Consider the following 15,414-nt stretch of genomic DNA (forward strand, 5'->3'; position numbering starts at 1 on the left):
CCACTTCAGCCAAAAATTAGCGTGTTCTTGTTGCACCGGCTCTAGCCGATTTACTTGCTGCCATCCTGGCGATGCCGGTACACAGCCTGGATAATTCCAGCCAGGCATCCCCATCGCCTACACCTTTGGCAATGCGGTCAATGTCTGACAGTTTTTGCAGTGCAGCTTCGATATGTTTTTGCGGTAAAAATTCCAATGCGCGTTTAACTAATTGCTGGCGGTCGCCAAACAGCCTGGCCTGGGTCAGTGCATTTTGCATGGATTGCCCGCTTTGCATGGCCAGCCGGACTTGCAATAGCGGGCGGAATAACCATACCAGCGGGTTCATCACGGTGACAGCGGTTTCGCCTTCTTCACGCAGGCCTTCAATGATACGCAGGATACGGCTCTGGTCGCCGTGCAACATCGCTTCGCCCAATTGAGAAACATCGAAACGCGCGACATTCAGTACACATTGCCGGATAGCCTCTTCAGTTAAGGCACCGGCAGGATACAACAATCCCAGTTTCTGTATTTCCTGGTGGGCTGCCAGCAAATTACCTTCAACCTGCTCGGCAATGAAACGGCGGGACACTTCATCTGCAGTCTGTTGTTGTAAAGCCAGCCGCTGGCCTATCCAGTCAGGCAATTGCGCTAGTGGCACCTGGTTGTGGATTAATACCACCCCTTGTTGTAACAGCGCTTCGTACCAGGCACTGTTAGTCATGTCCCGGTCTGGCGCGGGTAGGGTGATGATAATGGTAGTGTCTGCTGCAGGTAATCCAGCTAATTCCTGCAAGGCTTTGCCACCCTCAACACCGGGCTTTCCGGTGGGAATATTGATTTCGAGAATACGTTGCTCGGCAAACAGCGAGAAGCTTTGCAAGAACTGGCTGACCTGGCCCCAGTTGAAATAGCGCTCTACGGTAAAGCTGGCGCGCTCCTGGGCGCCATGCTGGCGTGCCGCAGCGCGGATTTTATCTATGGATTCGGTAATTGAAAGCGGCTCATCACCTGCCAGCACATATAAATGCTGTTTGGGTGGCAGGTGTTGTGCCAGTTGCGCAGCCTGGATGCGCATAAACCTACTCGGCTTTTTTCAGTGCTGACAGGCGACGCAAAATACCGTTTAGCACGTCAGTTTGCATGCTTTCGGTCAGCAGTTTTTGTTCTTGCTGTTTAGCGAGCAAATTGGCATCGTTATAGGTATAGTCGCGACGGCCTTCCATCACCAGTGGCAGGCCCCAGACAGGTTCACCCGCTACCTTGGTACGGTATTGCACACGGTAGTACAGTTCATACTCACGCACCACACCGGTACCGCTCAGGGATAGAATGCGTTGCTCGTTTTCTTCCTTTAATAACTCTAGCTGTAACTCGGCATCTTCAGCGCTTTCGACCAGTTTGATCCCTTGCTCAGTCAGCGCTTTGCGTAAAGGCGTCGAGATGGTGGAGCTGCCAGAAATGAACATAGTCTTGAACGCAATTGGCGATGGCTGGCGCAATTGAAAACCGCAGGAGGTTAACGCTGCCACTAATACCAGCCAGCCACAATTTTTCACAATACTGGTTAGTGAAAACCGGTTCAGCGAAAATGGTGTCAGGCGGGAAAGCAGCATGGTCATCCTTTCTAAAAAATTCAACGCTAATATTTAGCTAAGCGACAACGATGTTAATCAATTTATTTGGCACGACAATGATCTTTTTGACGCTGCCTTCATTGAGGAATTTTTGTACAAAGTCCTGGTTGACGGCCGTGGCTTCAATCTGTTCTTTAGCCATACTTTTGGGAATGTTGATGCTGCCGCGCAACTTGCCATTCACTTGCACGACATATTCCACCTCGTCCTGCACCAGTGCCGAATTGGCAGGTTCAGGCCATTTCGCAGCCAGGATATCTTCTCCCAGGTTCAACGTTTGCCACATGACTTGTGCGATATGCGGTGCGATGGGTGACAGTACACGTAACAGAATGCTGTAGCCTTCAAAAGCCACTGCCTGCCAGTCTTTTTCTGCGTCTTTCTGTACTTTTTCCAGCGTGTTGAGTATTTTCATGCATGCTGAAGCCACGGTGTTGAATTGCAGTTTTGCCAGGTCAACATTGGCTTGTTTTAACACAGTATGAATTTCGCGGCGATGGTTAGCCAGTTCGCCAGTCAGCTTGTTTGGCATTTCACCTGGCTGAGTTTCAGACAGCACATAACCATAATTCCAGACACGTTTCAGGAAGCGGTGCGAGCCTTCAACACCGCTATCAGACCATTCCAGCGTTTGCTCAGGTGGTGCGGCAAACATCATGAAAAAGCGCGCGGTATCTGCACCGTATTGTTCAATCAGTGATTGTGGGTCGACGCCGTTACGCTTGGATTTGGACATGGTGCCTATGCCCTGGTAATCAATCGCCGAGCCATCAGCAACCAGTTTGGCACCGGTGATCTTGCTGTTCTCATCCTGCACCAGTTCGACTTCTTCAGGTGCAAAGTACTCAATGCCGCCTTTTGCGGTACGGCGCGAGAAAATATGGTTGAGCACCATGCCTTGGGTCAGCAGGTTGGCAAACGGTTCATCGTAATTGACCAGGCCAAGGTCACGCATGACCTTGCTCCAGAAACGTGAGTACAGCAGATGCAAAATCGCATGCTCAATGCCGCCGATGTACTGATCTACCGGCATCCAGTGATTGGTTTGTGCATCGACCATTGCATCTGCGCGGAACCCAGACGCATAACGTGCGTAATACCAGCTGGAATCGACAAAGGTATCCATAGTATCGGTTTCGCGCTTGGCTGGTTTGCCGCAGCTCGGGCAAGTACAATTCAGGAAATCCTCACGCTTGTTTAGCGGGTTGCCTGAACCATCCGGCACGCAGTCTTCCGGCAATTTGACCGGTAACTGGTCGTCTGGTACCGGAACGCTACCACAGCTTTCGCAATGGATAATCGGGATCGGGCAGCCCCAGTAGCGTTGACGGGAAATGCCCCAGTCACGCAGGCGCCAGTTGGTCTGTTTGCCGCCCAGGTCTTTTTCGGCCAGGTCAGCGGCCACAGCATCTACCGCTTGCGTATAGTTCAGATCGTTGTATTTGCCGGAGTAAATGCAAAGCCCTTTGCTTTTCTCGCCGTACCATTCCTGCCAGGCGCTGTTGTCAAAGGATTGATCCAACACGCTAATGACCTGCTTGATGGGCAGGCTATATTTCTTGGCAAAGCCAAAATCGCGTTCGTCGTGCGCAGGCACAGCCATCACCGCACCTTCGCCATAAGTCATCAGCACATAGTTACCTACCCAAACTGGCACCTGTTCACCAGTCAGCGGATGGGTGACAGTCAGCCCGGTATCCATGCCTTCTTTTTCCATGGTCGCCATGTCGGCTTCCATGACGGAACCTTGCTTGCATTTATCAATAAAGGCTTGCAGGGCAGGATTGTTTTGCGCGGCATGCGTGGCCAGCGGATGCTCGGCAGCCACCGCGCAGAAGGTTACGCCCATGATAGTGTCGGCGCGAGTGGTGAATACCCACAGTTTTCCGTCATCGATCAGCTTGCCATCATTATTTTGGATGGTATGCGGAAATGCAAAACGCACGCCCACACTTTTACCTATCCAGTTGGCTTGCATGGTTTTCACACGCTCTGGCCAGCCTGGCAATTTATCCAGGTCATCCAGCAGTTGCTGGGCGTGGCCGGTGATGTTCAGGTAATAGCCGGGGATCTCTCGTTTCTCAACCAGTGCACCCGTGCGCCAGCCGCGGCCATCAATCACCTGCTCATTGGCCAGTACGGTTTGATCGACCGGATCCCAGTTCACGACCTGGGTTTTTTTGTAAGCAATGCCTTTTTCCAGCATGCGCAGGAACAGCCACTGGTTCCATTTGTAATATTCAGGCTGGCAGGTTGCCAGTTCACGGCTCCAGTCAATAGCAAAGCCGAGGGACTGTAATTGTTTGCGCATATAGGCAATGTTGTCATAGGTCCATTGCGCAGGCGGAACCTTGTTCTGGATGGCAGCATTTTCGGCCGGCAGGCCAAACGCATCCCAACCCATAGGTTGCAATACGTTAAAACCTTTCATGTGATGGTAGCGGCTAAGTACGTCGCCAATGGTGTAATTGCGAACATGACCCATATGCAACTTACCGCTTGGGTAAGGAAACATGGATAAACAGTAGTACTTGGGTTTGCTGCTTTCAGGCTTGGCTAAAAAGCTTTGTCTGGCGCCCCAGAATTGCTGTGCCTGTTGTTCGACTTCTTTAAATGGATACTGCTGTTGCATGTGATTGGGACGCGATTACTAAAAAAGTAATTATACCTGAGAACCCTGCAGCTTGTGGTTTGTGAGAGATATGACAGGCAACGGCCAATCCACTTAATGGTTGATATAAACCGATTGAAACTGATATCGGTTTTTATCAACCGACCTCTCCGCCCGGCATGGATCAGGCAGCATTAGCGAAATATCTCATTTATGTAAATTAATCAACGAGATAATTATTGTTGAAGTTTTTTGGTGTGGATGTTGCTAAACAAGGTACACAGTTTTACAACGAGAGGATGAAGAGGAATGCACAAACCTAATAAAAAAATCATGGTCGCGGCTACAAGTTTAGCGATTAGTGTGAATATTTTAAACGCACTGGCTGATCAGACAAATAGCCTGGATGTTGGCCCTGTCATGGTGAAAGGCATTTTGCCAGATAGGCTGGAAACAGTACCAGGATCTTATTCAGTTGTGGATGAAAAATCACTTAACGAGCGTAGACCGTTTTCAATTCAGGAAGCGATTAATAATGTGCCGGGCGTGCATATTGTGGGTGAAAACACTTTTGGCCTGGGCGTCAATATCGGGATAAGAGGCATGGATCCAAGACGCACATCCCGCACATTGTTGATGGAAGATGGTATGCCATTGTTCCTGGGGCCCTATGGCGATCCTTCCGCACATTACACGACACCTATCGAACGTGTACAACGCATTGAAGTCGTCAAGGGTTCAGGCCAGATTTTGTATGGCCCACAGACGGTTGGCGGCATGATTAACTTTGTGACCAAGCCAGTACCGAAAAATGGGTTTGAAGGTAGTGTCACCGGTATGGTGGGTAACAATGACTTTACCGGTTTTGCCGCAAACTTGGGTGTGGGCGGTGAGCAGGGCGGCATCATGATCGATGCGATTCAGAAAAAAGGTGATGGCATCCGCAAGAACCATGACTTTGAAATGCGCGAGTTGATGGTAAAAGGCCAATTGAACCTGACTGAGAGTCAAAGAATCATAGCGAAAGTCGGTTACTACGAAGAGGATTCGCATGTCTCTGAAACCGGCTTGGGTGCAGTGGAATATGCGCAAGATAAATACCAGGCGCCAACTGGCAAGAATGACAGGTTTGAATATCAGCGCAAGTCATTGCAACTGCAGCATATATTTGATATCAATCCTAACGCTACCTTAACCACCAATGCCTATTATGTTGATGCATTCAGGACCTCATTCAGGCAAATCAATGCGCCGGGGACTTTAAATGATGACACGCAAACTGGTGTTTCAGTCATGGATCGATGTGAGGGTTTAGGCCCGGCTACTGTGGCGAATGCTGCTCAATGTGGTGGCCGTCATCGTCCAAGAAGTTACGACTACTATGGTTTTGAACCACGTCTGGATATCAAACACAGTCTGTTTGGCATTGAAAGCAGTGCTGTGGTTGGTTTTAGATACCATGAAGAGGGTAACAAACGTCAACAGTTCCGCGATGGCGATCCGCGAGCACAAAGCTTATCGTATGCCAAAGCATTTGGTTCTTTCAGGGAAGATATCCGCATTGATATTGAAGCCAAATCCTACTATGCGCAAAACACCTTTTATCTGGGTGACTGGACATTGACGCCAGGCCTGCGTGTTGAAGATTATAAAAAGAAAATCAATGTGTTACAGGCAGAAGGTGACCCGCAAGGATTTGCTAAAACAAATAGCCAGACCGTATGGTTGCCAGGCATAGGTACCACCTGGAACGGTATTGCAAACACCACCCTGTTTGCCGGTATTCACAGGGGCTTTGCACCGCCTCGTCCTTCACGTGATATCAACTTTGATGATCTGGCAGGCTTGGATGCAATCAGTAGTACACGTGCTGAAGAAAGTACAAATACTGAAGTCGGTGTGCGTTCCTCTTATTTCAAAGGCGTTGGTCTTGAAGCCACATTGTTCAATATCAATTTTGATGAGATTGTGATTCAAAGAAACGCGGGTGATTTTATCAATGCCGGTAAATCACAGCAAACAGGCTTGGAGCTGGCAGCACGTGTAGATTTTGGCAGGATCTATGACAGCCCGCATAATTTCTATATTGCCGGTAATTATACAAACCTGTTTACTGCCAAGTTTAAGAAGAGCACAGACGAAACGACAAGCGGCAATCGCTTGCCTTATGCGCCACGCGATATTGCTTCCATCAATTTTGGTTATCAGCATCCAGTCGGCATTAACGCACGCATTGGGGTGGATTACGTGAGCCAGCAATATGTGGATCCGGATAATACTACCATTGAAAGTCTGGATGGCCAGGAAGGTAAAATCCCTGCGTATACTCTGCTAAATGCTTCTATCAACTTTAGAGCAGTCGGGTCCAAGCTGACTTACTTTATCAGTGGTCATAACCTGGCTGATAAAGAGTACTTGATTAGCCGTGTTGACGGTAAAGTGGCAGGGCGTCAGCGTCAGGTATTTGGCGGTATTCGCTACGACTTCTAGATATGTGAGAACAATCTCATTTCTCAATAAAATAAAAGCCCGCTAAATGCGGGCTTTTTAATTCAAGTTAAGCTTATTTCAATGCAGCAAAGATTTCTTCTTTAATGGTATTCAACTCACCAAGGCCATTGACCTTGACGTATTGTGGTGCGCCAGCGACACCGGACTTTGCCCAGTCTGAGTAGTAACCAATCAGCTGTTCTGTCTGGTCGTGATACACCTGCAAGCGTTTGAGCACGACCTCTTCTTTATCATCATCACGTTGTACCAGCTCTTCGCCGGTGACATCGTCTTTACCCTCAGCTTTAGGCGGGTTGAATTTGACATGGTAAGTACGGCCTGAAGCAGGGTGGCTGCGGCGGCCGCTCATGCGTTCAACAATCGCTTCATCAGGGACATCGATTTCCACGACATAATCAATCGCAACGCCAGCATTTTTCATTGCTTCTGCTTGCGGTATGGTGCGTGGAAAACCATCAAACAGGAAACCATTGGCGCAATCTGCATCTTTAATGCGCTCTTTCACCAGGCCGATGATCACTTCATCAGGCACCAGGCCGCCTGCATCCATGAATTTTTTGGCTTCCAGGCCAAGCTGAGTGCCTGCTTTTACGGCTGCACGTAACATATCACCAGTAGAAATTTGCGGAATGTTGTATTTTTCTTTGATGAAAGTGGCCTGAGTACCTTTACCGGCACCAGGTGCACCCAGCAGAATCAAACGCATGTCATGCTCCAGAAGATTGTTTTTGAGGAAAAAGGGATTATATCAGGCTAGAAAAAGCTGACCTATACTCTATTGACTAAACTTGATTTCTAAAACTTAAAGAAAGATTGGGTTAGCAGCCACAAAATTGCTGATAGTCACAAACTCTGCCACGCTAAGATTTTCCGCCCTCAATTGTGAGTCTATATCCAGCGCAATAAAGCCGGCGTCATCCAGCAAGCCTTTGAGTGTGTTACGTAATGTTTTACGGCGCTGGCCAAATGCGGCCATTACCACTTTTGCAAACAATGCTTCATCGGTTGCAGGGTAAGGTAATTGTGCAAATGGCACACAGCGTACGAAAGCAGACTCTACTTTAGGCGCTGGTTCAAATGCTTCTGGTGGCACAGTGATCAGGTATTCCATCTGCAAACGGTATTGCAACATGACAGAGAGCCTGCCATATTCAGAAGTGGAGGGCGCGGCTACCATACGTTCTACGACCTCTTTTTGCAGCATGAAGTGCATGTCGATTATTTGCGACGTATTTTCGAGCAGCTTGAACAGGATAGGGCTGGAGATGTTGTAGGGCAAATTACCTACCACTCGAATACGCTCGCCCAATGTCCTGAAATCAAATTTCAGGACATCTGAATTATGAATGCTGATTTTTTCGGCAGGGTAAAAAAACTGCATCCATTGAATAATGTCGCGGTCGATTTCCACCACGTGCAAATGACGCAGTTGTTTGAGCAAAGGTTGCGTCATGGCGCCCAGGCCGGGGCCGATTTCAACCATCAGGTCATCAGGCGTGGGTTGAATCGCAGTGATCAGGCTACCGATAATGCCCTGGTCCGTGAGAAAGTTTTGGCCGAAGCGCTTTTTTGCTAGGTGTTTCATTTACATTCTTAAAGTGGCTTTATACCAGTTGAGAGATTCAAAGGTATTTATTCTTGGGCTGCAGCACGTTTTTGTGTAATTTCGATAGCCAGGTGGATGGCACTCAGCATGCTGCCTACATCCGCTTGCCCGGTCCCGGCAATATCCAGCGCCGTGCCGTGATCGACCGACGTGCGGATAATTGGCAAGCCTAATGTGACATTCACGCCCTCACCAAAACTGGCGTGTTTGAGCACAGTCAGGCCCTGGTCATGATACATCGCCAGAAACGCATCGGCCTTAGCCAGGTTTTTCTGTGAAAACATGGTGTCCGCTGGCAATGCGCCTATCAAATGCATACCCTCTGCGCGCAACGCATCCAGCACCGGATTAATGGTGTTGATTTCCTCATCGCCCAGATAGCCATTTTCACCAGCATGTGGATTGAGGCCGGCAACGTATATAGTAGGTTCTGGAATACCAAATTTTCGGATCAGATCTTGATGCAAAATACGCAATGTTGTAGTCAATGATTCCTGGGTAATCGCTCTGCTTATCTGTGTGAGGGGCAAGTGTGTAGTGGCTAATGCTACACGCATACCGCCGCCGACCAGCATCATCACGACCTGGCTAGTATGGGTGGTTTCTGCCAGGTATTCTGTATGTCCGGTAAATGAAATGCCGGCGTCATTAATAATGCCTTTATGTACAGGTGCGGTGACCATGGCATCAAATTCATTGGCGATACAACCATCGCGTGCGCGATCCAGCATTGTTAATACATACTGACTATTGCTGGCTTCCAGGCTGCCAGCTGTCACCGCTGTGCTGCATGGTACGGGTAAAACGCACAAACTGCCATCTCCTGCATGCTCTGGCGCAGTGCCATGATACATATGCAGCATTAAAGGGAGATTTAATTCAGCAGCCCTGGCTTCCAAAGCATGTGGGTCGGACAATACTACCAGCGAGGCTGGCAGAGGTTTGTGTGCAAGTTTGACGCAGATATCCAGCCCTATCCCGGCAGGCTCACCAGAGGTAATCGCAATGCGGGGGAGTGTGGTCATCCGGTTAGAGTTTTTTGGAATTGAAACTTGTCTTTACGCTTTAAAATTTGTCTTCTAAACGCAACTCGACAAACGCTTTGTCACGCAATTCATGTATCCATTCGCTGTAAGCTTCTTCAGCTTTGCGGGCACGAATTTCCTGGCGTGCTTTCAGGCGTTTGGACTCTTTGGACATGTCCTGTTTGCGACGTTCTATCACCTGGATGATATGCCAGCCAAACTGGCTGCGTACCGGCGAGCTCACCTCATTAGGTGCAAGTTCGGCCATTGCTTTTTCGAACACCGGCACAGTGTCGCCAGGGTTGATCCAGCCCAGATCACCACCATTGGATGCACTGCCATCGTCGGAGTATTGACGTGCCATGTCCTGGAAAGGCGTGCCGTGATCAATACGCTCCTTGATGGATTCAATTTTTTGCTGCGCTTCTTTGTCGGACAGTACTTCATTCGGCTTCAGCAAAATGTGGCGTACGTGCGTTTGGTCAACGATCAAAGTGCTGGAGCCCGCGCGTCTTTCTTTCAATTTGAAAATATGGACGCCCGTACCGCTACGGATAGGGCGTGACACACCGCCCACATCCAGTGTCTTGATCAACTCTACAAACTGGGGTGGCATTTGCTGACCACTGCGCCAGCCAAGGTCGCCCCCTTCAAGGGCATTAGGTGCGTCAGAAAAGTTTGCAGAGGCTTTCTCAAAACTCATGCCTTCTGACATGGCTTTAATCGCCTGTTCGGTGCGGATCCTGGCTTTCTGGATATCTTCAGGTGAGCTGTCTTCAGGCAGGCGGATCAGAATTTGGGAAATGTTAAATTCATCCAGGTCACCTTCCTTTTCCTGTGAGCTCAGGTAGTTATCAATTTCCGCTTCGGAGATATTGATTTTATTATCGACATCACGCTCTCTCAAGCGGGTAAGGATAATGTCATTGCGGATATCTTCACGAAACTTGTAAAACTTGGTGCCGTCTTCTTCCAGCGCTTTTTTAAATGCTGGCATGGTCAATTTGTTCTGCTCGGCAATACGCTCTATGGTTTTGTCCAGTTGCGCATCATCTACCTTAATCCCGGTTTGTGCGGCCAGTTGCAATTGCAAACTATCAACAATCAAGCGTTCCAGGATTTGCTTTTGTAACACATCATCCGGCGGTAATTCCACGCCCTTTTTGATCATTTGCGTGCGAACAGACTCAATACGGTCCAGCATTTCGCGTTCGGTAATAACAGATTGATCAACGACGGCAATAATCCTGTCCATTTTTTCGATGGAGGGTTTGTCAGCCGCGTGAATATTCGCTGAGGTGCCTAGCAAAATCGCAACACACACCGCAGAGTGTAAAAATGGTGATAAGTATTTCATCATTGGGTATTTTGGTCTCTGTAAATTCCCGGTATGTCATTGGTGCGCATGTAAGTCGGGATATTGCGCTTGATGACGTTTAATGGGTTGGCGCCGATCGAAGTCAGCCCACCCAGTTCGAGTTGAAAAAACATGGCATAGTTCGCGTCAGCAGTTGCTGTTTGCACGCGTTGCATGACTGCTCGGCCTTGCCAGCATCCCGCATCATACTCTAGGCCAGCAAGCATTTGTACCGCATTGCCATCACGAATGGAGTAGTTCAGGCGGCCAACACCGTACCACCTGTTACCCAACGGCCATTGGCCGGCCGTATCAATTTGCTCAAGTACGCTTGCCGTGTAACGGTAACCAAAACTGAATGATTTTCCAGGCTCGGGATTATAACGCAGCAAGTAATTATTACGCTCCATATTGCCGCGATCTGGGTCATATTGCCAGTAGGTGTCCAGGTTGAGGCGGCTGGAAAGGCGTGCCGTAAATGCTGCCAGAATATCAGACGACTTACGCGTATCAGGCGAAGTTGTTGGCATGTACACTTGTTGATCATCAAAATAAAAGCGCTGGCCCAGTGTACCGCTGAGGCGTTCTATACCGGTTTCACTATCAATCAGACGGCTAGTCACAGCCAATGTGACCTGGTTGGCGTTATTGATGCGGTCATCGCCACTGAACTGGTTTTCGTAAAAAATAGAATTCTGATTCAGTGTGTTTAATGAGGTATCAAAAATAGGGATCTTGGTTTGGTCACGATATGGGATATACACATAGTAAGCACGCGGTTCCAGGGTGTGCGTGTAACTGGTATCAAACAGGTTGGTTTGCCGATCAAAATACAGGCCTGAATCCAGGCTGACAATAGGTAACGTTCTGTTCAACTGGTTGTATTCTTCGGTGTAACCCAGAGGCACATTACCAGTCAGGTTGTATTGGGTGGTTTGCACCCCGACTTTGGGTGTGACAAAACCATACGAATTCTTCATCGGATAAGAAATCGACGGGTATAAGCTAAATCGGCTACCACTAGGCGCCGTGGTCATTTCTTTCATGGCGTCAAAATAGACATATTGGGCACCGGTATTGGTGGTAAACCCTTTCCAATCATTGGTGTAGCTTGCTGTCAGTTGCGGCAATCGCTGGTATACAAATGACAGATTATCCAGGTTCTGATAGCGCTGAACGGTACCATTGAATGTCCAGTGCTCATCCGCATAATTCACATAAGCAGTTTGCCCAAGATTAACCCTAGAAGTCACTTGAATCCTGGTCGCCATCTCGGAGAAGTATTTATCATCCGAGACTTTTTCCAGGCTATAACCGCCAGACCAGTGGTCACTAAACTGGTGGCGATGCGCCAGCTTGGCATAAAACCGGTCTTGGCCGGTCATGCTGTCATTATCCAGGTACTCGAAGTTATTCGAGCCCATGTAGTTCTCACCCAGGTAGCGAAATTCGCCTTGAAATTGTATGCCTCGCTTGCTTAATACGCGGGTGGCAAGTGTGGCATCTTTATCCGGGCTGATATTAATGTAGAAGGGGGTCAGCAGCTCGAAACCACTGCGTGAAGTCGTCCCCCATAACGGAGCTAGCAAGCCTGTTTTACGCTGGTTGTTATAGGAAAAACTCATCCATGGCGTATACAGGATGGGCACACCCTTAAATTCTACATAGGCATTGGTTGCTTCGCCGGTGCGGGTGTAATCATTTAATTCCAGGCTGCCGGTTTTGATATACCAGTCATCGACATCAGCAGCACAAGAAGTGTAACTTGCACTTTTCAGGCGCTTGATATTCTGCCCTTCGAAAAACACCTGTTTGGCTGATGCGCGGATATTATCGAAAGTACTCTTTTTTTCCTGATTGCTGAATGAAGCGTTGTCATCAACATATCTTTTAGGATCACTGACGAGGATGGCCTGGTCATCGAGTAAGGTATTGGTGTCCTGATTGCTTGGTCTTGGCGGAGCACTCTTAAACTCTATCGTGACATCGCGCATTTCGCCAATATTCTCACTCAGTCGCATGCGCAACATCGGGCCTTTAATCGTAGTTGTTCCCGCTGAAATTACCGCATTACCGTCTACCTGTAGCTCATCATTTTGCATGTCATAACGGATTTCGTCACCGGTGACTTGTTGACCATCTTTGCGGATCACGGCATTGCCGGTGGCCCACATCTGGCGATCCATACGCAGTTTTAGCGTGTCACCTTCTATTTCGACTGCGCCAGGCAATGCGGCGTTTTCGGCGACTACTACAGGCGGCGTGGTCGTCTCATCGGCACGTGCATGCATGGCCGCAAGTGAACCGGTGGCGACCAGGGCTAATATAATGCGCATGCCGCGTTCGCGAGAAGTGGAGGAATAAACTTGCAAGTTAGTCAAAGAGTGATAATTTCAGTAGGCTCTGCGGGTCGCAGAGTGGTTATATGCTTGCAATTTTTTCCACCTTGCGATTTGCCCCATTCATTTGGGCTATATTATTCATGAAAACGCTTAAAAAGTCATTTTTCACTTAAAATGTGAGCCGCATTTTACCAGCAAGCGCACAAGCTTGAATCGCTTATTAATGATCCGGGAAAATTTGTGGATAGAACACAACAACTTCAACAATGGCTGGCACAAGTAATAGACCAGCCTTTTACGCTGACAACTGCCTCTGCAGACGCCAGCTTCAGGCGATATTTTCGCGTACATTTGCCGCAAGAAACCTTGATTGCCATGGATGCGCCGCCGCCGCAGGAAGACTGCCGGCCTTTCGTGAATGTGGCTGAGATATTGCTCGCCGCCGGTTTGAATGCTCCCAAAGTGAGGGCCCAGGATCTCGAACAGGGGTTTTTGCTATTAAATGATCTGGGCAATGATACCTATCTGTCCAAATTGACTGCTGAAAATGCCAAAACTTTATATGGCGACGCCTGCCAGGCACTTATCAAAATGCAACTGGCAACAGATCCGCAGGCTTTGCCTCCGTATGATGCCGCTTTGCTGATGCGGGAGTTGCAGCTGTTCCCGGAATGGTATGTGGCTAAACATTTAGGTAAAACCCTGACTGTGGAACAGCAGGCAGTAATGGATCAAACCTTTGCATTGCTCATCGACAATATTCTGCAACAACCGCAAGTGACGGTGCACAGGGATTACCATTCCCGCAACCTGATGGTTACTTCAGAGAATAATCCTGGTGTGCTGGATTTCCAGGATGCGGTGATAGGCGCAATCACCTATGACCTGGCTTCATTATTTAAGGATGCCTACATCCGTTGGGATGAAGACCATCTGATGGATTGGGTAGTGCGCTACTGGCAGGCCGCTAAAAAAGCCGGTTTGCCTGTCAACGAAGACTTCGGCGAGTTTTATAAAGACTTTGAGTGGATGGGCGTCCAGCGCCACATCAAGGTGTTGGGCATTTTTGCGCGCCTGTATCATAGGGACGGCAAGGACGGCTACCTGAAGGATATGCCGTTGGTGATGCAATATTTACAGGCTGCCTGTGAGCGTTATGTAGAGTTGCGTCCGTTTTTCAAGTTATTGCTGGCGCTGGAAAAGGCTGATTAAACATGCGGGCCATGATACTGGCAGCGGGACGAGGCGCCCGCATGCGTCCGTTGACCGACCATACGCCCAAACCTTTACTCGAAGTAGGCGGCAAGCCGCTGATTGTCTGGCATATCGAGCGCCTGGCACAGGCGGGCATTGCCGAGCTGGTGATTAACCATGCTTACCTTGGCCAGCAAATTGAGGATAGGCTTGGCGATGGCACCCAGTGGCATGTACATATCCAATATAGTGCTGAACAAACCGCGCTAGAGACCGCAGGGGGTATTGCCAAAGCTTTGCCATTATTAGGTGACGAGTCTTTTCTGGTGGTAAATGGAGATGTGTTTACCGATATCGACTATGCCGCCACAAGTTTACCTGTTGGCAAGCTGGCACATCTGGTCATGGTGGATAATCCGCAGCAACATGCTGAAGGCGATTTTGCATTGCAGGATGGCCTGCTTAAACAGGCAGCCGACAATAGACTGACTTTTTCGGGTATTGGCGTTTATCATCCAGACCTGTTTAAATCAGTTCAAAGCGGTGAGGCCGCCAAATTGGCGCCACTGTTGATTTCTGCCATGCAGCAGGGCTTGGTCAGCGGTCAACACCACACTGGCATATGGCATGATATAGGCACGCCAGAGCGTTTAGCGCAGCTCGATCATTGGTTAAAAACAAGATAATCTATAAAAAAACAAAATCAGGGGGAATGATGAAACCACCATACGAGCATAAAACTGACAAGATTGCGCATCAGGCCTTAATGTGGATAGAGCGGCTGGGCTTGGGATTAGTCACGATCGCGACGTTTTTCTCCCTTGCGCACGAATTGGCCAGGATGTGGCAGGCCGGTATGGTCGGTTTGGGTGATTTGTTGCAGCTGTTTTTATATCTGGAAGTCTTTTCCATGATCAACAGCTATTTTGGCACCGGAAAATTGCCCATGCGCTACCCTATTTACATCGCCATGGTGGCTTTGGCGCGCTATTTGTTGCTGGATATGAAAGAAATGACCGAGACACATATGCTGGCGGTGTCTGCGGCAATTCTGGTGCTGGCAATTTCAGTACTGGTGATGCGTTTCGGGCATTCCCGCTATCCGTATGAGGATATTCCTGAACAGAAGCGCGACATGCTTTAAATATT

At 48.8% G+C, this 15,414-nt stretch carries 12 protein-coding genes; 4 read left to right on the top strand and 8 right to left on the bottom strand.

Translation table 11 applies throughout. The features are described from left to right. Nucleotides 1–16: 16 nt before the first annotated feature. From holA to leuS, 3 genes are read right to left on the bottom strand one after another with little or no spacing between them, the layout of a single operon-like run. Nucleotides 17–1,060, bottom strand: a complete 1,044-nt coding sequence (holA, locus tag ASG24_RS09965) for a DNA polymerase III subunit delta (RefSeq protein ID WP_055829685.1) — start codon at nt 1,058–1,060, stop codon at nt 17–19. Between the two features lie 4 nt (nt 1,061–1,064). Further along, nucleotides 1,065–1,598 (bottom strand): LPS assembly lipoprotein LptE, encoded by a 534-nt coding sequence (gene lptE, locus ASG24_RS09970; RefSeq protein ID WP_055870885.1) that lies wholly within the window; start codon nt 1,596–1,598, stop codon nt 1,065–1,067. A gap of 37 nt (nt 1,599–1,635) precedes the next feature. Then, nucleotides 1,636–4,251, bottom strand: coding sequence for a leucine--tRNA ligase (gene leuS / locus ASG24_RS09975; protein WP_055870887.1), 2,616 nt, complete (start codon nt 4,249–4,251; stop codon nt 1,636–1,638). Nucleotides 4,252–4,539: 288 nt separating this feature from the next. Here leuS and ASG24_RS09980 point away from each other — a divergent pair, with 288 nt between their 5' ends. Next, on the top strand, nt 4,540–6,720 hold the full coding sequence (locus tag ASG24_RS09980; RefSeq protein WP_055870890.1) for a TonB-dependent receptor domain-containing protein: 2,181 nt from the start codon (nt 4,540–4,542) through the stop codon (nt 6,718–6,720). Between the two features lie 73 nt (nt 6,721–6,793). Here ASG24_RS09980 and adk read toward each other — a convergent pair whose 3' ends face one another. The 5 genes from adk to ASG24_RS10005 all read right to left on the bottom strand — a co-directional run bounded on the left by adk (nt 6,794) and on the right by ASG24_RS10005 (nt 13,065). Further along, nucleotides 6,794–7,447: an adenylate kinase gene (gene adk, locus ASG24_RS09985; RefSeq protein ID WP_055829676.1), complete on the bottom strand. Its 654-nt coding sequence runs from the start codon at nt 7,445–7,447 to the stop codon at nt 6,794–6,796. A 96-nt stretch (nt 7,448–7,543) separates the two neighbouring features. Next, nucleotides 7,544–8,326, bottom strand: a complete 783-nt coding sequence (gene rsmA, locus ASG24_RS09990) for a 16S rRNA (adenine(1518)-N(6)/adenine(1519)-N(6))-dimethyltransferase RsmA (protein ID WP_055870893.1) — start codon at nt 8,324–8,326, stop codon at nt 7,544–7,546. Between the two features lie 47 nt (nt 8,327–8,373). Next, a complete protein-coding gene (gene pdxA / locus ASG24_RS09995) occupies nt 8,374–9,372 on the bottom strand; it encodes a 4-hydroxythreonine-4-phosphate dehydrogenase PdxA (RefSeq protein ID WP_055870896.1) in 999 nt (332 codons plus the stop codon). A gap of 40 nt (nt 9,373–9,412) precedes the next feature. Further along, on the bottom strand, nt 9,413–10,732 hold the full coding sequence (locus ASG24_RS10000; RefSeq protein ID WP_082488071.1) for a peptidylprolyl isomerase: 1,320 nt from the start codon (nt 10,730–10,732) through the stop codon (nt 9,413–9,415). After that, nucleotides 10,729–13,065 carry an LPS-assembly protein LptD gene (locus tag ASG24_RS10005; RefSeq protein WP_235562389.1) on the bottom strand — a complete coding sequence of 779 codons (2,337 nt, stop codon included), beginning with the start codon at nt 13,063–13,065 and terminating at the stop codon, nt 10,729–10,731. The genes ASG24_RS10000 and ASG24_RS10005 overlap by 4 nt, the downstream gene beginning before the upstream one ends. Nucleotides 13,066–13,311: 246 nt before the next feature. Between ASG24_RS10005 and ASG24_RS10010 the strand changes: the two genes are divergently transcribed. The 3 genes from ASG24_RS10010 to ASG24_RS10020 are packed head-to-tail and all read left to right on the top strand — an operon-like array spanning nt 13,312 to nt 15,409. Further along, a complete protein-coding gene (locus ASG24_RS10010) occupies nt 13,312–14,283 on the top strand; it encodes an aminoglycoside phosphotransferase family protein (RefSeq protein WP_055870906.1) in 972 nt (323 codons plus the stop codon). 2 nt (nt 14,284–14,285) lie between these two features. Beyond that, complete coding sequence (gene murU, locus ASG24_RS10015; RefSeq protein WP_055870908.1) at nt 14,286–14,951, top strand: N-acetylmuramate alpha-1-phosphate uridylyltransferase MurU; 666 nt, start codon at nt 14,286–14,288, stop codon at nt 14,949–14,951. 26 nt (nt 14,952–14,977) lie between these two features. Further along, nucleotides 14,978–15,409: a phosphate-starvation-inducible protein PsiE gene (locus ASG24_RS10020; protein ID WP_235562390.1), complete on the top strand. Its 432-nt coding sequence runs from the start codon at nt 14,978–14,980 to the stop codon at nt 15,407–15,409. The last annotated feature ends 5 nt before the right edge of the window (nt 15,410–15,414 follow it).

It is taken from the genome of Methylophilus sp. Leaf414, assembly GCF_001425425.1.
GTDB lineage: Bacteria > Pseudomonadota > Gammaproteobacteria > Burkholderiales > Methylophilaceae > Methylophilus.